Origin of the sequence: Amycolatopsis sp. NPDC051758 (assembly GCF_044453095.1) — a bacterium.
Taxonomy (GTDB): domain Bacteria; phylum Actinomycetota; class Actinomycetes; order Mycobacteriales; family Pseudonocardiaceae; genus Amycolatopsis.
In genome coordinates this window covers 1326574-1343114 of record NZ_JBITCJ010000002.1, presented here as the reverse complement: position 1 = coordinate 1343114, position 16541 = coordinate 1326574, and the positions used below count along the sequence as shown (strand labels likewise).

Below are 16541 nucleotides of genomic sequence, written 5' to 3'. Positions count from 1 at the left end.
GAAGGAGCAGGCATGAGTCGCACCTGGTTCATCACCGGCACGTCCTCCGGCTTCGGCCGGGAGCTCACCGAACAGCTGCTCGCCCGAGGGGACTGCGTCGCCGCCACGGCGCGACGGCCGGAGACCCTGGACGACCTGGCCGCACGGTACGGCGACCAGGTGTGGCGGGCCCATCTGGACGTCACGGACACAACGGCGTTGCGCGAGGTCGTCGACCGCGCGTTCGCCGAGCTCGGCCGGATCGACGTGGTGGTGTCCAACGCCGGCTACGGGCTCTTCGGGGCGCCCGAAGAGCTCACCGACGAGCAGATCGACCGGCAGATCGCGACCAACCTGACGGCCTCGGTCCAGCTTGCCCGTGCCGCCACGCCGCATCTGCGCCGTCAAGGCGGCGGGCGCTACATCCAGGTCTCCAGCGTCGGCGGGCAGATCGCCTTCCCGGCCATGAGCCTCTACCACGCCACCAAGTGGGGGATCGAAGGGTTCTGGGAGTCCTCCGCCCCCGAGCTAGCGCCGTTCGGCATCCGCGTGACCCTCGTCGAACCCGGCATGGCCCGCACCAACTTCGGCGCCGGCGCCGCCGTCCTGGGCACGCCGTTGCCCGAATACGCCGACGGCCCGTCCGGGCAGCTGCGCCGCGTGTTCTCCGGCGAACTGCCGCCGCTGCCCGCACCCGGTGACCCCGCCAAGATCGCGGCGGCCATCATCGCCTCCGCCGACCAGGCCGAGCCGCCGTTCCGGCTGACCCTGGGCTCCGACGCCTACGCGCTGGCGACCGCCGCACTGCGCGGCCGCCTCGAAGCCCTGGAGGCCGGCCGAAGCCTCGCTTATTCGACCGACGCCGACGACGTCCTCACCCACTGAAGGAGTCCGTCATGTTCGACTTCACCGGCAAGACCGTCCTCATCACCGGCGCCTCCGGCGCGCTGGGCACCACGCTGTCCGTCCAGTTCGCCCGGGCGGGCGCGAACGTCGTCGCCGCGTCCCGCAGCCGATACGACGAAGTCGCCGAGAAGGCGGGCGGCAAGAGCCTCGGCGTCCGCCTCGACGTGACCAGCGAGACCGAGTGGGCCAAGGCGGTCGCGCGGACCGAAGCACACTTCGGGCCGCTGGACATCCTGGTCAACAATGCCGCTTACCTGCGCATCGGCAACGTCGAGAGCGTTCCGCTCGAGGAGTTCCGGCGCGTGGTCGACACCAACCTCACCGGAGCGCTGCTCGGCATCCGCGCTGCCGCGCCGTCGATGCGGAAGGCCGGCGGCGGCGCGATCGTCAACGTCAACTCCATCGCCGGTCTCACCGCCGCGCCTGAGCTCGTGGCCTACAGCAGCAGCAAATGGGCGTTGCGCGGCCTCATGCGCGCGGCGGCCAAGGGCCTGGCCCGCGACCACATCCGCGTCAACTCGGTCCACCCGGGCATCATCGAAACGCCGCTGGCCTACGCGCCCGACGGCAGCGCGATCGTCCCCGTCGGCAACCTCGCCGTCCCGCGCAACGCCGCCCCCGAAGAGATCGCCGACTTCATCATGTTCGCGGCGTCCGACCAGGCCCGCTTCGCCACCGGCGCCGAACTCGTCGCCGACGGCGGATACGGACTCGGCCCGCTCGACTGACGTCGCCGGGTCAGCCCCGGCGTTCGGGCAGGGCCTCCAGTGCCGCGATCGCTCGCCGTCCGAGGCTGCCCTGCACGTGCTTCTTCATCGCCCGCTCCGCCGCCCGGGCGTTCCCGGCGATGACCGTCTCCGCGATCTCGGCGTGCTCACGCCGGACGCGCTCGCGGTCCTCGTCGGAGTCCGGTGTGGACCGCAGCCCGACCAGGCGGTAGCGGTCGGCCTTGTCCCAGAGCCCTTCGAGCAGTGACGACAGCAGCGGGTTGTGCGACGCCGCGTACACACTGCGGTGGAACGCCCGGTGCACCAGCAGTGCCTCGAACCCCGTCGACGCGCTGAGGGGTTCGAGGCCCTTCAGTGCCGATTCGATGGTCGCGATGTCGGCGTCCGTCCGGCGGCCGGCGGCGAGCCCGGCGGCCAGGGGGTCGAGGTTTTCGCGGATCTCGAACAGGCTGCGCGCCTCCGCGGCATCGAGCTCGGTGACCCGCGCGTCGCGGTGGGAAGCCAGCGTCACCAGGCCTTCCGCGTCCAGCCGCCGGAGTGCCTCGCGCAGGGGAGTCGTGCTGACCCCCAGCTCGACGGCGAGGTGCTCCTGGGAGATGGTCTGCCCGGCGGCCAGCTCGCCCGCGAGGATGCGGCGGCGCAGTTCGTCGTAGGCGTACGCGTTCTTGGTGAGTGCCGGGCGGGGGCTGGTCATCCGGCCAGCCTATAGCCCATAAGCGCGTGTCGCGTCCGCGAGGCGCGCGACGAACTCGTCCGCGTGGGCCGGTTCCCAGACCAGGGGCGGGCGCACCTTCAGCACGTCACCACCGGGGCCGGTGAGGCCGGCCAGCACACCGCGGCCGGCCAGGTCGTCCAGCAGCTTGCGCGCCACCTCGCGGGACGTCGCGCCGGCGGCCGGCAGCACGTCGACCCCCGCCAGCAACCCCGTGCCCCGCACCGCACCCAGCACCGGTGAACCGTCCGCCAGCTCCCCCAGCCCACGGCGGAGGTGCTCGCCGACCTCGACCGCCTGAGCCGGGAGGCCCGTCAGCTCGAGGACGTCCAGCACCGCGTGCCCCGCGGCGGCGGCCGCCGGGGTTGCGGCGAACGTCGAGAAGTACTCGTACTTGCTCGCCAGGACGTCGGCGATTTCGCGGCGGGTGACCAGGGCGCCGATCGGGTAACCGGCGCCCATCGGCTTGCCCAGCGTCACCAGGTCGGGGGTGATCCCGGCCAGGGCGAACCGCCACAGTTGCGGCCCGCTGCGTCCGTAGCCCGACTGCACTTCGTCCGCCAGGTACAGCGCGCCGGCCGCGTGGGCGCCGTCGACCAGCCCGGCCAGGAACTCGTCCGGCACGTCGAGGATGCCTTCCGAGGTGAACTGGGAGTCGGCGAGCACGAGCGCCGGACGCAGGCCGGCGGCCTCGATCCGCGGTGTGGCAGCAGGTTCGCGCGGCGCGGCGAAGGTCCCGACGTGAGCGGGCCGGTATCCCGGCGGCCACTCGTTCGAGCTGAGGTCCGCCATCCACTTCGACGACCCGTGGTAGGCGTGCTCGGCGATGATCGCCGCGTCGCCGCCGGTGTACTCGGTCGCCAGCCGCCAGGCGAGCTCGTTCGCCTCGGTGCCGGACGTGGTGAACAGGCACGTGTCCAGCTCCGGTGGCATCGTGGCCAGGATGCGCTCGGCGAGCCCGACGATGCCGCCGTGCAGGTAGCGCGAGTGCGTGTTCAGCTCGGCCAGCTGCCGTCCGACGGCGCGCGTGACGGCGGGGTGCGCGTGCCCGATGACCGCCACGTTGTTGTACGCGTCCAGGTATCGCCGTCCGTCCCGGGCGTACAGCCAGGCGCCTTCGCCGCGGACCAGTTCGAGCGGACGGCGGTAGAACAGCGGGGACAGCGCGCCGCCCATCGCCGCCGCGCGGCGGGACAGCAGCTCGCTCGCCGGGATGCTCCCGGCAAGGTCGCGGGTCCCGGCGAGACGGGCCAGCCGGTCGCCCAGCTCCTGCGGTGTGAAGCCGCCGAGCAGCGCCAGCACGCGCTCGCTCGTGGTGTCGTACTGCGTGATGTACCGCTCGTTGTCGCTGTGCGCGTCGCGCCGTGTCGCCGACACCGCCAGTGTGGTGAGCAGCCGGGCGATCACCAGCTCACCGAGCACCGCGACCTCGGCCGCGCTCAGCTCGCGGTGCCGCTGGTAGCCGCGCAGCACCGCTTCGGTCGCGCGCCAGACGTCCTCGGCCCGGCGCAGCACCGAGGTCAGCGTGGCGGCCAGGTCGTTGACGGCGGCGGTGTGGTGCATGTCGCCGAAGTCGATCACGCCGGTGACCGCGCCCGCGTCGGCCAGCACGTTGGTGAGCGTGACGTCGGCGTGCTGCATCCCGGCCGGGAGCGTGGTGGTCGCGGCCAGCGCCGGGGTGACGCGCTCGACCAACTCGCCGAAGTGCTCGAGACCGGAACTGGCTACCACCTCCGGCATCCGGCGGACGTCCCACAGCAGCTCCCGGCCCGCCGCAGGGTGGAAGAACCCTTGCAGCGCAACGGAAACCCGGGCGGCCACCGCGCCCACTTCGGCGGCCATCCCGCCGTCGACCGGCCTTCCCTCCAGCGGCGCGCCCGGCAGCAGCGTGATCAGCCGGGCCAGGCAGGTGCGGCCGCTGTCGTCCGTCAGCCGCGCGACCGCCCCGGCCGACTCCGGCACCGGCAGGCCGGGGTCCGCGGCGTGCACGTGCTCGAGGGCGCGGACCTCCATGTCGACCACGTCGGCGCGCTCGGCGGGGTTGGAGATCTTGAGCACGAACCGGTTGTCGACGAGGACGTTGAGGTCGCGCTCGCTGTCGAGCGGCTTCAGCACGGTGTCCGCGAGGTCCCAGTGCTCGCGCAGCGCCGCGCGCAGGCTCTCGGGAGAGAAGGCCGGGGCCGGTTCGGTGAAGGTGCTCATGCGGGGAGGTCCTTTCCGGGGGTGCCGGCTTCCAGGGTGAACGGCCGGTCGTGGCCGGGGTAGACGAGGTCGGCGCGCGCCCGGACGAGCGCCATCGACCCCGCCGCGGCCGCCTCGTCGACGGCGCTGCTGCAGCGTCCCCGCCGCAGGGCCCCGGCGGACGGGACGGCGTCGCCGGTCAGCAGCGCGGTGACGGTGACTCCGGGGGCGAGCTCGAGCCCGTCGGCGGCGGGGTGCACGGAAACGCCGCCGAGCACGGCAGCCGTCCAGGGCGGGGCGAAGGGATTTCCCTGCGGCGCGAGGTCTTCCGCCGGGTGGATCAGGACGTCGGTGCACAGGTCCGCGTTCTGGACGTGGCCCCAGTGCGCGTGGGACAGCACCAGGACGTCGATGTCGCGGGGCGCCAGGCCCCGTTCGCCGAGGGCGCGCAGCAGGGCCCGCCGCCGCCCGGCGTGGCCGCGGTCGAAGAGGATCCGCCGCGCCCCGACGTCAGGCATCGAACCGGCCGAGGATGTAGGGGAGGACACCGCCGTGCGCGTAGTAGACGGCTTCCTGCGGGGTGTCCAGCCGGGCGCGGACCTCGAACTCGAACGCGGGCGCCTCGCGCGGCCGGACCCGCACGGTCACCGGCCGCGCCGGATCGTCGACCGCCTCGGGGATGCCGAGCAGGTCGAACTCCTCGGTGCCGTCCAGGCCGAGGGACCCGGCGCCCTGCCCGTCGGCGAACTGCAGCGGCAGCACGCCCAGCTGCACCAGGTTCGACCGGTGGATGCGCTCGAACGACTCGGCCAGCACGACCCGCACCTTCAGCAGCGCGGTGGCCTTCGCCGCCCAGTCGCGCGACGATCCGGTGCCGTACTCGCGGCCCGCGATCACCAGCAGGGGAGTGCCGGCGAACGACCGCGCGGCCTCGTACACCGGGACGACGGCGCCGTCGGCGTTGCGGGTCGCGCCGCCGGGCGCGAGCCGGTTCTGCAAGCGGGGGTTGGCAAAACCGCCGCGCACCATCACCTCGAAGTTGCCGCGGCGGGACGCGTAGGTGTTCAGGTCCGGCTCGCCGAGCCCGGTCAGGTAGCGCCCGGCGCAGCTCGACGGCGGGATGCGCCCGGCCGGGCTGATGTGGTCGGTGGTCACCGAGTCGCCGAGCAGCAGGAGAGCGCGGGCGTCACGGAGGTCTTCCGGCGCGGTCGCGGCGTCACCGAAGAACGGCGGCCGGCGCAGGTAGGTGGATTCGGGCGGCCACTCGAAGCGGTCACCCCCGGCAGCGGGGACGGCGGCCCAGTGCTCGTCGCCGGCGAAGACGTCCGAATAGGCGTCGCGGAACAGCTCCGGCGTGAGGTGGGCGGTGACCACGGCGTTGATCTCCGCGTCGTCCGGCCAGAGGTCGGCGAGGAAGACGGGTTCGCCGTCCGGGCCGGTGCCGAGCGGCTCGGTGGTCAGGTCGTGCGTGATCGACCCGGCGAGCGCGTAGGCGACGACCAGCGGCGGTGAGGCGAGGTAGTTCAGCGAGACGTCGTTGTTGATCCGGCCGTCGAAGTTCCGGTTGCCCGACAGCACGGACGCGACGACGGTGCCGCCGGCGACCGCCGCGGTGACCTCGGGCAGCAGCGGCCCGGAGTTGCCGATGCACGTCATGCAGCCGTAGCCGACGAGCTGGAACCCGAGCTCGTCCAGCGGCTCGGACAGCCCGGCCCGGCGGAGGTATTCCGTGACGGTCTTCGAGCCCGGCGCGAGGCTCGTCTTCACCCACGGCTTGCTCACCAGCCCGCGCGCGCGGGCGTTGCGGGCGAGCAGGCCGGCGGCGACCATTACGTGCGGGTTGGACGTGTTGGTGCACGACGTGATCGCCGCGATGGCCACGGCGCCGTCTTCGATCTTGCCCTTTTGGTCCTTTGTGGACTTCAGGGGCTCGATCGCGGCGGCGGCGTTCGCCGGGACGGCGGCGAGCGCAATACGGTCCTGCGGTCGTCGTGGCCCGGCCAGGGAAGCGGTGACGGCGGAGAGGTCGATCCGCACCCGTTCGTCGTAGCGGATGGCGGTGCCGGGGTCGTGCCAGAGGCCCTGCTCCTTCGCGTACCCCTCGACTGTCGTGACGTGGTCGGGCCGCCGTCCGGTCAGGCGCAGGTAACCGAGTGTCGTGTCGTCGATCGGGAACATCGCCGCGGTGGCGCCGAACTCCGGGCACATGTTCGAGATCGTGGCGCGGTGGGCGAGCGGGATCCGCGCGACCGCGGGGCCGGTGAACTCCACGAACTTCCCGACCACTCCGTGCGCACGCAGGGTTTCCGCGATCGTGAGCACCAGGTCGGTCGCGGTGACGCCGGGGCCGGGCTCGCCGGTCAGCTCGACCCCGACGACCGGCGGCACGAGCATGCTCAGCGGCTGCCCGAGCAGCGCGACCTCGGCCTCGACCCCGCCGACACCCCAGGCCAGCACACCCAGCGCGTTGACCATCGTGGTGTGGGAGTCGGTGCCGGCGCAGGTGTCCGGAAACGCCCAGCCGTCCCGGCGCTCGACCACGCTCGCGAGGTGCTCGAGGTTGATCTGGTGCATGATCCCGGTGCCGGGCGGCACCACGTGCACACCGTCGAGCCGTTCGCCCCACTTGAGGAAGCGGAAGCGTTCCGCATTGCGGCTGTACTCGATCTCCACGTTGCGGCGCAGCGCGTCCGGGCGGCCGGACACCTCGGTGGCGATGGAGTGGTCGACGGTCAGGTGGCTGGGGATGTGCGGGCGCACCGCGGCCGGGTCGCCACCCGCCTCGGCGACGGCGTCGCGCAGCGCGGCCAGGTCCGTCAGCACCGGGACGCCGTTGGTGTCGTGCAGGAAGATCCGTGACGGCGAGAAGGCGACCACACCCCGGTCTCCGCCGTCTCCGCGCACGAGCGAGTCGATCTGCCCGGCCGTCACCGTGTGGCCGTCTTCGTGGCGCAGCAGGTTTTCCAGCAGGATCTTGTGGCTCAGCGGCAGCCGCTCGGAGCCGGGCACGGCGTCCAGGCGGTGCACCCGGTACTCGGTGCCGGCCAGCTCGAGCCGGGCCAGGCTGGCGTAGCTGTCCGCCGTGCTTGTCGTGGTCACAACGATCCCTTCCGGATAGCTTATAGGCTATAATATCAGGTATGGCTTCCCTTCTGGAACGGATCATGGACGCGCACCGCGGCATCCGCCCCGAGGTGCCGGTGAGCACCCTGGAACGCAGCAGGCTGCTGTCGGACGAACTGGGCTGCGACGTGTGGTTGAAGACCGAGCACCTGATGCCGACCGGCTCGTTCAAGGTGCGCGGTTCGGCCAACAAGATCCGCGTGCTCGGCGAAGCGGCGAAGCAGACCGGCGTGATCACGGCGTCGACGGGCAACCACGGCCAGGGCGTCGCGCGAGCCGGGAAGCTGGCCGGCGTCGCCGTGACCGTGTACGTGGGTGAAACGACGACCCGGGCGAAGATGGCGGCGATCGAAGCGCTCGGCGCCGAGCTGGTCGTGGTCGGCGGCGGGCCGCTGGACGCCGAGCTGGAGGCTCGCCGGCAGGCTGAGCAGCAGGGAAAGCCCTATGTGGCGCCGTATAACGACCTAGACACCGTCGCGGGTCAGGGCACGGTGGGTGTCGAGCTGGCCGAACAGGCCCCGGACCTGGACGCGGTGTTCGTGTGTGTCGGCGGCGGCGGTCTCATCGGTGGCGCGGGGACGGCGTTGAAGGCCCTGAACCCGCGCACAAAGGTGATCGGCGTCTGGCCGGCGGCGTCCACCTGCCTGCTGGACTCGTTGAAGGCGGGCGAGATCATCGAGACGCCGGAGCAGCCGACGCTGTCGGACGGTTCCGCCGGCGCGGTCGAGCCGGGGTCGGTCACCCTCCCGATCTGCCAGGACGTGATCGACGAGACCCTGACCGTCACGGAGGACGAGATCGCGCGGGCGATGCGGCGGATCGCCGAGGGTGAGCGCTGGATGGTCGAGGGTGCCGCGGGGGTCGCGGTTGCCGGGCTCGTGCAGGCGGCGGAGCGGTTCCAGGGGAAGAAGGTCGCGGCCGTGCTGTGCGGGCGCAATGTCACTTTGGAGACATTTCTCGGGGCGATGGCCCAGGCGGGATGACGGCGACCATGGGACCTCCGCAACCCGAGCTTTCGCCGGCCGGGCGTGTCAACCACCAGTGGAACCGGCTGAGCGAGCCCGAACGGGCCGTCGCGCAGTACCTCGTCACCTCGCCGCCGCAGCTGGTCGTGTTCGCGACGGCGGACGAGCTCGGCCGGCGGACCGGCACGAGCGAGGCGGTCGTGGCCGGCACCGCCCGCCGGCTCGGGTACCCGGGGCTGCCGGCGTTGAAGGCGTCGCTCGGGCGCGCCGCGGCCGCCCCGCAGCTCGGCGTCCGGCTGCAGCTCGCCCAGGACCTGCCCGGCGCGGCCACGCACCTGGTGCGGGACGCGCTGGGCCGGATCACCGCGTTCGCCCGCGGGCTGGACGTCGCCGAGGTCGGCAAGGCCGTGGCGCTGCTCGGTTCGGCATCGAGGATCTTCTGCTACGGCTGGGGTGTCAACGAACTGAGCGCGCGCTACCTGGCGCTCAAGCTCACCCGCGCCGGCCGGGCCGCCCAGGCTTCGGGCGCCACCGGGTACGCCTTCGCCGACGACCTGGCGGACCTCTCGCCGCGGCACGCCGTTGTCGCCTTCGCGCCGGGCCGTGTCCTGCCGGAGCTCGAACTGCTCGTCGCGCACACGAAGAAGACGGGCGCCGGGCTGATCCTGGTCACCGAGCACATCGGCGAAGAGCTCGCCGGGTACGCGGACGTCGTGCTGCGGGAGCGCGGGTCGCCGGGCAGCCTCACCGCCGAGCCGCTGTGCGCGATGCTGCTCGCCGACCTGCTGGTGCTCGGCGGGCTCGCCGACGGCCCGGCCGTCGACACCTACGCGCTGCTGACCAAGCTGCGCGGCGAACTCCGGGAGGACCGGCCATGACGTTGTCCATTGTGGACCTAGCGGAGATCCGTGCGGTCGCGACCGAGGAGCTGGTGTTCACCGCGGTCCGCGACGCGCTGGTCGCGCACGCCGAAGGCCGCACCCAGCTGCCGCCGCCGATCGCCCTGGTGTTCCCGGAGGCCGGCGGCGACTGCCACGTCAAGGCCGGGCAGCTGGCGGGCGCGCCGTACTTCGGGGTGAAGGTGGCGACGGGCTTCTACCGCAACGCCGAGCGCGGGCTGCCCAGCAACAGCGGCCTCATCCTGGTGCTGGACGCGACGACGGGTGTCCCGGCCGCGGTGCTGGCCGACGAGGGCTGGTTGACGGCGTGGCGCACAGCGGCGGCGGGCGCGCTGGTCACCCACGCGCTGACCCCGCCCGATGTCGACGAGGTCGGTGTCCTGGGCACGGGACTGCAGGCCCGGCTGCAGGTGGAGTGGTTGCACGCGCTCCGGCCCCTGGCCCGGGTCCGGATCTGGGGCCGCCGCGCGGAAGCGGCGCGGCGGGTCTGCGACGAGCTGCCGTTGGACGCTCGTCCGGCGACGCTCGAGGAGGCCGCGGGCTCGGCGTGCGTCATCACGGCGACGCCGTCGACAACCCCGCTCGCTCCGGCGTCGGCGTTCGCCGGGGCGCTGCACGTGACGGGGATCGGCACCGACCTGCCGGGCAAGGGGGAGCTGCCGCCGTCGCTGTTCCCCGGGGCCGTGGTGGTGACCGACGACCACGCGCAGTGCCTGGACCACGGTGACTTCGGCAACGCGGTGCGCGCCGGGGTGGTCGGATCCGAGGTGGATGTGCCCGCGGGCGTGGTCCTGCGTGACGGCGTCGAGCGGCCGGCGGGGAGGACGATCGCCGACCTGACCGGGCTCGGGGTCGCGGACGCCGCGGTAGCCTCGGCGGTCTTCACGGCGCTTTCCCGCTGAACTCGTTCGGCCGGAGGTGTCGGATCCGGGCCGCGCCGTTCGTGGCGGGGGTGAGAGGCCGCCCATGAGGGCGCGGTCACGACCACAGGAGATGCCGACCGATGCCGCACCCACAGGTCAAGGTCCACCGTTTGTTCGAGCTCGTCGAGCCGATCGCCACCGTCACCTTCTCCGAGGTGGCGAACGAGGCGTTCCTGGCCGTCGGCATGCGCAACTACTGGGACGGCTACTTCGCCGGCCGGGCCGCGCCGCTGGGGGCGGCGCCGGCCGAGGTGGTGCACGCCGTCTTCTACAACTTCGCCGACGGCGAGGTGGCCCGCCACATCCCGTGGGTCTGGGGGAAGACCACCCCGGCGGAGGCGATCGCGGTGCGCGAGCGGGGCAGCGCCGCCGCGCTGCGGCAGCTGATCGGGGAGCTCGCCGACTCCCCGGATCTGGTGCGGGTCGCCGAGCTCGCCACCCGGGCAGCGGTCAGCGCGCCGACGGAGGGCCGGGTGCTGTACGCCGGGCTCCGGGCGCTCGACGTGCCCGAGGAGCCGGTGGCCCGGCTCTGGCACGCGGCGACGCTGCTGCGGGAGCACCGCGGGGACGGCCACAACGCCGCCCTCGTCGCCCACGGCATCGGCGGCACCGAGGCCCACGTCCTCCTCGCGCTCTCCCTCGGGATGCCGGCGGAGAAGTTCGGCCGGGTCCACCACCTGCCCGAGGCGCAGCTGGCCGCGGTGGTTGACGGGCTGCGCGGCCGCGGCCTCGTCGACGCCGCCGGTCGCTTCACCGACGCCGGCCGGGAGACCAAGGAGCGGATCGAGGCACTCACCGACGAGCTGGCCGCCCCGGCGTACGAGGTGCTCAGCGAGGCTGAGCTCGACGAGCTGATCGTGGGGCTCGAGCCGTTCGCCGCCGCGGCACAGGCCGCCGACGACTGACGGACAATGGAAAACCTCGCCGGGACGGTGGTGGCCAGCCGCCCCGGCGAGGTTGGTCTTGCGATCTCAGGAAACGCTCTCGAGCGCAGGTGCCGGCGAATCCACCTGGGCCACCCGAGCCCGGCGACGCTTCCGCGGCGGCCGGTCCAGCAGGTCCGCGATCCGCGACAACCCGAAGTTGATCACGATGTAGAACGCGGCCGTCAGTGCGTAGGCCTGGATGAAGTTGGCGTTGTACTCACCCAGCACCTGCCCGTTGCGCAACAGCTCCGGGTAGCTGACGACGTACCCGAGGCTCGACTCCTTGAGCGTCCGGATCACCTGCGTGACCAGCGCCGGCCGCAGCGCCCGGAACACCTGGGGGAGCACCACCAGGCGCAGCGCCTGGCCGCGGCGCAGGCCGATCGCCGCCGCCGCGTCGAACTGGCCGCGGTCCAGGGAGTTCACGCCCGCCCGGACGATCTCCGCGAACACCGAGCCCGCGTGCAGCACGATCGGGACGGCCAGCACCCAGAACGGGGGCAGGTTCCAGCCGAACGCCGGCAGGCCGATCAGGAAGAAGTACACCAGCAGGATCAGCGGGATCGCCCGGAACAGCTCGATCGCGGCCGCCGCCGGCACCGACAGCCAGCGGCGCGGGGACAGCCGGCCGAGGCCGAACACTGTGCCGAACACCAGTGACATCGCCGCGCACGACAGGCCGATCCGCAGCGTCATGCCCAAGCCGTCGAGCAGGTACCGGATGTTGGGCCACGACGCCAGCGGTGACCACAGCCGGCCCGAGAGCTGGCCGACGTGGTCGAGCTGGACGAAGATGCCGGCCAGCGCTCCCACCAGGACGATCGAAGCGACGATCGTCGCCGTGCGGAGCCGCGCCTTGCCGCGCGGGCCGAGCTCGTCGAACAACACGGTGGTCTTCATCGGCGGATCCGGACCTTCCGTTCGATGACCCCGGTCAGCTGGCCCGCGGTGAGCGTGATCAGCAGGTAGCCGATCGCCGCGGCGATGAAGCTCGGGATGGGCTGGGCGTGGTCGAGGTTGAACTGCCGCGCGGAGCCGGTGAGCTCCTGCACGCCGACCGCCGCGCCGAGGGCCGAGGCGAGGCTGACGTTGATGAAGATCGAGCCCAGCGGCTGGGCCATGGACCGGAACGCCTGCGGGAGCACGACCTGCCGCAGGACACCGGCGAAGGTCAGCCCGATGGCGCGGGCCGCCTCGACCTGCCCGGTGGGAACGGCCGCCATGCCCGAGCGGACCGTTTCGCAGACGTACGCGCCGAAGTACAGCCCCAGGCCGAGGACGACCGAGCCGAACAGCGGCACGGTCGCCCCGACGTAGGGCAGCCCGAACACCACCATGACCAGGACGAGCAGCAACGGCGAGTTGCGCAGGCACTGGACGTAGAACCCGGCCGCCGCGCGCAGCGGGGCGACCGGACCGACCCGGCAGACGCCGAGCACGGTGCCGACGACCACGGCGAGCGGGAAGGCGAGCACCGCCAGCTCGAGGGTCACCAGCAGACCGGTGAGCAGCTCACCGATGTGATCGAACAGGACGGACATGGTGGTGGCCTCTCAGGATCCGGGCACGGAACCGATCTGCGGCGGCTGCGGCGCGGGCGACTTGACGAGCTTGCCGACCGTGGCCTGCCAGAGCTTCGTCCACGTCCCGTCGGCCTCGATCGCCTTCAGGAACCCGTTGACGACGTCCTTGAACGCCGGGTCGTCCTTGGGCAGGCCGATGCCGAACGGGTTCGACCCGAACGTCGAGTCCAGCAGCTTGACGTCGCTCTTGGTGGCGACCACCCCGTACAGCGACGCGTTGTTGAGCGTCATCGCTTCGGCGCGGCCCTGTTCGACGGCGGCGACGCACTGCGCGGCGGTGTCGAACAGGACCGGCTGCGCGGTCGGGACCGCCTTCAGGAGCGCGTCCTTCGCCGCACCGGACTCGGTGGCCACCTTCTTGCCGGCGAGGTCGCTCGCCTGCTTGATGGTGGTGTCACCCGACTTCACGACGATGCCGCTGGCCGCCATGTAGTACGGGCCGGCGAAGTTGACGAGCTTCGCGCGGTCCTCCGTGATCGTGTAGGTCTGGATCGCGGTGTCGATGGTGTGGTTGCCCAGCAACGCTTCCCGGGTGTCGGAGCCGCCGCTCTGCAGCTTGGCGTTCGGCTTGCCGAGCAGGTACTTCGCGAGCAGCTGGGCGATCCCGGCGTCGAAACCGGACAGCTTGCCGGACGCGGGGTCGAGCTGGGAGAAGCCGATCGTGTTGCGGCTGCCCGCGAACGACAGCTCGCCCTTCTGGCGGATCTTGTCCAGCATCGGCGTGCTGGGCAGGTTCTGCCCGACCGGGCCGGCGTCCACCACGGACGTCTGGTCGATCTGGCCGGCGATCTCCGCGCCGGCCGGCTTGGCGGCGGCGCCGGGGGTCTGGTTCGGCGCGCTGCCGCACGCGGTCAGCGTCGCCAGCAGGGCGGTGGTGACCACTGTGGTGCGGGTGGCCGTGCGGATTCTCATGGGTGCTCCCGGGGTGTACGGCGGGTCAGTGCTGGAGGACCTTGGACAGGAAGTCCCGCGCCCGGTCGGTGCCGGTGCGGTCGAAGAACTCTTCGGGCGTGCCCTGCTCGGCGATCCGGCCGTCGCTCATGAACACGACGCGGTTGGCGGCCTTGCGGGCGAAGCCCATTTCGTGGGTGACGACGACCATGGTGGTGCCGTCGGCGGCGAGCGAGGCCATCACGTCGAGGACCTCGTGCACCATCTCGGGGTCGAGCGCGCTGGTCGGTTCGTCGAACAGCACGAGCTTGGGGTTCATCGCGAGCGCGCGGGCGATCGCGACGCGCTGCTGCTGGCCGCCGGAGAGTTCCGAAGGCAGCTTGTCGGCTTGGTCGGCGACGCCGACCCGGTCGAGCAGGCGCCGGGCCTCGGTCTCGGCGTCGCGAGTGGACAGACCGCGGACCTTGACCGGGCCGAGGGTGACGTTGTCGAGGATCGTGCGGTGGCCGAAGAGGTTGAACGACTGGAACACCATGCCGACGTCGGCCCGCAGCTGCGCGAGCCGGCGTCCCTCGGCGGGCAGCGGCTCCCCGTCGAGGGTGATGGTGCCCGAGTTGATCTGCTCCAGCCGGTTGATGCACCGGCAGAGCGTCGACTTCCCCGACCCGGACGGCCCGACGACGACGACCACCTCACCGTGGTGGATGTCGAGGTCGACGTCGTGCAGGACTTCGATGTCGCCGAAGCTCTTGCACAGGCCACGGATGCTGACGAGCGGTTTCATCGGCTGCTCTCCGGATGTGGAAGCGTTCACTACATTTAACGAGACGTTGTAGCATGGGCTACCGTTAAGATAGACGGAGCTACCGAGATGTCAATACCTGTCGTAGCCGCTACAGCCGAGGAGCAGTCATGACGAGTCCGCGCCCGAGTTCCGACGCGCGAGTCCTGGATCCGGTCGAGTTCTATCACTCGGGCCCGACCGCCTTCTTCGCCTCGCAGCGGGACCAGCGCTTCTCCTACTGCCTCTACGTTCCCGCCGCGCACCGGACGGCGACGGCGCCGCTGCCGCTGACCGTCGTCGTGCACGGCACGCAGCGCATGGCCGAGCGTTACCGCGACGCCTACCGCGGCTTCGCCGAGGACAACAACACCGTCGTGCTGGCCCCGTTGTTCCCGGCCGGCATCGGCGAACCGGGTGACCTGCACGGCTTCAAGCGGCTCAGCTTCCGCGGCGTCCGGTTCGACCAGGTGCTGCTCGACATCGTCGACGAAGTGGCGCAGCGGTACCGGGTCGACGCAACGCGCTTTGCGCTGCACGGCTTCTCCGGCGGGGGTCAGTTCGTCCACCGCTTCGCCTACCTGCACGCGCAGCGGCTGTCCGCACTGTCGGTCGGGGCGCCCGGCCGGGTCACCCGGATCGACCCGGAAGTGCCGTGGTGGCCCGGCACGGCCGACCTGCGCGAGCGGTTCGGCGCCGACCTCGACCTCGACGCGCTGCGTGCGGTGCCCGTGCAGCTGATCGTCGGCGCCGAAGACACCGAGACCTGGGAGATCGCCGAGCCGGGCGTCGACGCCGGCGGCGACACGCGCGTCGAGCGGCTGACCTCGTTGCGCGACAACTGGGAGGAGCACGGCATCGGCGTGCGCTTCGACGTGGTGCCCGGCATTGCGCACCGCGGGCTCCTGCTGCAGGCGAGCGTCCAGGAGTTCTTCGCCGGGGTCCTCGCCGGCCGGTCGTGACCGGGCCGGCGACTACGATGCGGCGGTGCCGAGGGGAGAGCAGATGATCGAGCAGGACGGCGACGGCGAGGACCTTTCGCTCGGCGCGCGCATCAACCGCAACCTCGCGCGGATGTCCCGCGCGGAGCGGATCGTGGCCGAATACCTGCGCGACCACGGCCGGCACGCGATCTTCGCGACCGCGGAGCAGATCGGCAGCGCGACGAAGACCAGTGACGCGACGGTCGTCCGCACCGCGAAGTCGCTCGGGTTCAGCGGCCTGCTCGACCTGCGTCGCACCCTCGCTGCGGAAGTAGTGGTCGAGACCAGCCCGGTGCGCCACCTCCACGACGACCACGTCGACGGGGAAGACGACTCGGCGGTCACCCGCGTGTTCACCGAGGCGGCCGAACGGCTCGCGGCGACCTGGCGGCTGGTCGAGGCGGACGAGTTCGGCGCCGCCGTCGGCCTGCTCGACGAAGCGCGCGAAGTGCTCGCCTTCGGGCTCGGCGGCTCCGGGTTGGTGGCCCGTTACCTCGCCCTGCGGCTGACGCGCATGGGCCGGCGCGCCCGCGCGAGCTGGGCCACCGGGTTCCAGCTCGCCGACGACCTGCTGGGCCTGCGTGCCGACGACGTCGTGGTGCTCTACACGCCGAGCCGTCTGCTGGCCGAGATCGAGGTGGTGCTCGACCACGCGCACGGTGTGGGCGCGCGGGTCCTGCTGATCTCCAGCTCGCTGGGGGCGCAGTTCGCCGAACGGGTGGACGTCACGCTCGCCGCGCCCCAGTCGACGAGCAACTTCACCGGCGAGATGCTCAGCGCCGAGGTGCTGACCGACGCCTTGCTGCTGCAGCTGGCTTCCCGCGACGAGACCCGGTCCACCCGGGCCTCGGAGCTGCTGATCTCGCTGCGGTCCGAGCTCGTGCAGGGTGACGAGCGTTCGGCCGTCCCGAAACGCAAGCGCAAACGGCGGGCGTAACCGTCCGATTCTCCCTTCGCTGCC

At 72.2% G+C, this 16541-nt stretch carries 16 protein-coding genes; 8 read left to right on the top strand and 8 right to left on the bottom strand.

Annotated features, from left to right (window positions below; translation table 11 throughout):
* Positions 1–12: 12 nt before the first annotated feature.
* Complete coding sequence (locus ACIA5G_RS15155) at positions 13–864, top strand: SDR family oxidoreductase (protein WP_395923468.1); 852 nt, start codon at positions 13–15, stop codon at positions 862–864.
* A gap of 11 nt (positions 865–875) precedes the next feature.
* A complete protein-coding gene (locus tag ACIA5G_RS15150) occupies positions 876–1613 on the top strand; it encodes an SDR family NAD(P)-dependent oxidoreductase (RefSeq protein ID WP_395923467.1) in 738 nt (245 codons plus the stop codon).
* A 10-nt stretch (positions 1614–1623) separates the two neighbouring features.
* Here the strand turns inward: ACIA5G_RS15150 and ACIA5G_RS15145 are convergent, their stop codons facing one another.
* From ACIA5G_RS15145 to acnA, 4 genes are read right to left on the bottom strand one after another with little or no spacing between them, the layout of a single operon-like run.
* Positions 1624–2307, bottom strand: a complete 684-nt coding sequence (locus ACIA5G_RS15145; protein ID WP_395923466.1) for a GntR family transcriptional regulator — start codon at positions 2305–2307, stop codon at positions 1624–1626.
* A 9-nt stretch (positions 2308–2316) separates the two neighbouring features.
* Entirely contained in the window at positions 2317–4527 is a 2211-nt protein-coding gene (locus ACIA5G_RS15140) for an aminotransferase class III-fold pyridoxal phosphate-dependent enzyme (RefSeq protein ID WP_395923465.1), read from the bottom strand.
* Positions 4524–5024 carry an MBL fold metallo-hydrolase gene (locus ACIA5G_RS15135; protein WP_395923464.1) on the bottom strand — a complete coding sequence of 167 codons (501 nt, stop codon included), beginning with the start codon at positions 5022–5024 and terminating at the stop codon, positions 4524–4526. Before ACIA5G_RS15135 ends, ACIA5G_RS15140 begins: the two co-directional genes overlap by 4 nt.
* Positions 5017–7605: an aconitate hydratase AcnA gene (gene acnA, locus ACIA5G_RS15130; RefSeq protein WP_395923463.1), complete on the bottom strand. Its 2589-nt coding sequence runs from the start codon at positions 7603–7605 to the stop codon at positions 5017–5019. The genes ACIA5G_RS15135 and acnA overlap by 8 nt, the downstream gene beginning before the upstream one ends.
* A 41-nt stretch (positions 7606–7646) precedes the next feature.
* Here acnA and ACIA5G_RS15125 point away from each other — a divergent pair, with 41 nt between their 5' ends.
* From ACIA5G_RS15125 to ACIA5G_RS15110, 4 genes are all read left to right on the top strand, one after another.
* Positions 7647–8612: a threonine/serine dehydratase gene (locus ACIA5G_RS15125; protein ID WP_395923462.1), complete on the top strand. Its 966-nt coding sequence runs from the start codon at positions 7647–7649 to the stop codon at positions 8610–8612.
* A gap of 8 nt (positions 8613–8620) precedes the next feature.
* On the top strand, positions 8621–9472 hold the full coding sequence (locus ACIA5G_RS15120) for a MurR/RpiR family transcriptional regulator (protein WP_395923461.1): 852 nt from the start codon (positions 8621–8623) through the stop codon (positions 9470–9472).
* A complete protein-coding gene (locus ACIA5G_RS15115; protein ID WP_395923460.1) occupies positions 9469–10395 on the top strand; it encodes an ornithine cyclodeaminase family protein in 927 nt (308 codons plus the stop codon). Before ACIA5G_RS15120 ends, ACIA5G_RS15115 begins: the two co-directional genes overlap by 4 nt.
* Before the next feature lie 101 nt (positions 10396–10496).
* Positions 10497–11321 carry a MarR family transcriptional regulator gene (locus ACIA5G_RS15110; RefSeq protein WP_395923459.1) on the top strand — a complete coding sequence of 275 codons (825 nt, stop codon included), beginning with the start codon at positions 10497–10499 and terminating at the stop codon, positions 11319–11321.
* Between the two features lie 66 nt (positions 11322–11387).
* Here ACIA5G_RS15110 and ACIA5G_RS15105 read toward each other — a convergent pair whose 3' ends face one another.
* From ACIA5G_RS15105 to ACIA5G_RS15090, 4 genes are read right to left on the bottom strand one after another with little or no spacing between them, the layout of a single operon-like run.
* Positions 11388–12242 (bottom strand): amino acid ABC transporter permease, encoded by an 855-nt coding sequence (locus ACIA5G_RS15105; RefSeq protein ID WP_395923458.1) that lies wholly within the window; start codon positions 12240–12242, stop codon positions 11388–11390.
* Positions 12239–12883 (bottom strand): amino acid ABC transporter permease, encoded by a 645-nt coding sequence (locus ACIA5G_RS15100; RefSeq protein ID WP_395923457.1) that lies wholly within the window; start codon positions 12881–12883, stop codon positions 12239–12241. The genes ACIA5G_RS15105 and ACIA5G_RS15100 overlap by 4 nt, the downstream gene beginning before the upstream one ends.
* Before the next feature lie 12 nt (positions 12884–12895).
* Entirely contained in the window at positions 12896–13837 is a 942-nt protein-coding gene (locus ACIA5G_RS15095; protein ID WP_395923456.1) for a transporter substrate-binding domain-containing protein, read from the bottom strand.
* 25 nt (positions 13838–13862) lie between these two features.
* Positions 13863–14600, bottom strand: a complete 738-nt coding sequence (locus ACIA5G_RS15090) for an amino acid ABC transporter ATP-binding protein (RefSeq protein WP_395923455.1) — start codon at positions 14598–14600, stop codon at positions 13863–13865.
* 128 nt (positions 14601–14728) lie between these two features.
* Between ACIA5G_RS15090 and ACIA5G_RS15085 the strand changes: the two genes are divergently transcribed.
* Positions 14729–15559: an alpha/beta hydrolase gene (locus ACIA5G_RS15085; RefSeq protein ID WP_395923454.1), complete on the top strand. Its 831-nt coding sequence runs from the start codon at positions 14729–14731 to the stop codon at positions 15557–15559.
* A 25-nt stretch (positions 15560–15584) separates the two neighbouring features.
* On the top strand, positions 15585–16517 hold the full coding sequence (locus ACIA5G_RS15080; RefSeq protein ID WP_395923453.1) for a MurR/RpiR family transcriptional regulator: 933 nt from the start codon (positions 15585–15587) through the stop codon (positions 16515–16517).
* The last annotated feature ends 24 nt before the right edge of the window (positions 16518–16541 follow it).

Coding starts and splice junctions, on each gene's coding strand:
- ACIA5G_RS15140 (WP_395923465.1), bottom strand. CDS start 4,527: ATGAGCACCTTCACCGAACCGGCCCCGGCCTTCTCTCCCGAGAGCCTG.
- ACIA5G_RS15135 (WP_395923464.1), bottom strand. CDS start 5,024: ATGCCTGACGTCGGGGCGCGGCGGATCCTCTTCGACCGCGGCCACGCC.
- ACIA5G_RS15095 (WP_395923456.1), bottom strand. CDS start 13,837: ATGAGAATCCGCACGGCCACCCGCACCACAGTGGTCACCACCGCCCTG.
- ACIA5G_RS15150 (WP_395923467.1), top strand. CDS start 876: ATGTTCGACTTCACCGGCAAGACCGTCCTCATCACCGGCGCCTCCGGC.
- ACIA5G_RS15105 (WP_395923458.1), bottom strand. CDS start 12,242: ATGAAGACCACCGTGTTGTTCGACGAGCTCGGCCCGCGCGGCAAGGCG.
- ACIA5G_RS15085 (WP_395923454.1), top strand. CDS start 14,729: ATGACGAGTCCGCGCCCGAGTTCCGACGCGCGAGTCCTGGATCCGGTC.
- ACIA5G_RS15110 (WP_395923459.1), top strand. CDS start 10,497: ATGCCGCACCCACAGGTCAAGGTCCACCGTTTGTTCGAGCTCGTCGAG.
- ACIA5G_RS15100 (WP_395923457.1), bottom strand. CDS start 12,883: ATGTCCGTCCTGTTCGATCACATCGGTGAGCTGCTCACCGGTCTGCTG.
- ACIA5G_RS15090 (WP_395923455.1), bottom strand. CDS start 14,600: ATGAAACCGCTCGTCAGCATCCGTGGCCTGTGCAAGAGCTTCGGCGAC.
- ACIA5G_RS15115 (WP_395923460.1), top strand. CDS start 9,469: ATGACGTTGTCCATTGTGGACCTAGCGGAGATCCGTGCGGTCGCGACC.
- ACIA5G_RS15120 (WP_395923461.1), top strand. CDS start 8,621: ATGGGACCTCCGCAACCCGAGCTTTCGCCGGCCGGGCGTGTCAACCAC.
- ACIA5G_RS15125 (WP_395923462.1), top strand. CDS start 7,647: ATGGCTTCCCTTCTGGAACGGATCATGGACGCGCACCGCGGCATCCGC.
- ACIA5G_RS15155 (WP_395923468.1), top strand. CDS start 13: ATGAGTCGCACCTGGTTCATCACCGGCACGTCCTCCGGCTTCGGCCGG.
- ACIA5G_RS15145 (WP_395923466.1), bottom strand. CDS start 2,307: ATGACCAGCCCCCGCCCGGCACTCACCAAGAACGCGTACGCCTACGAC.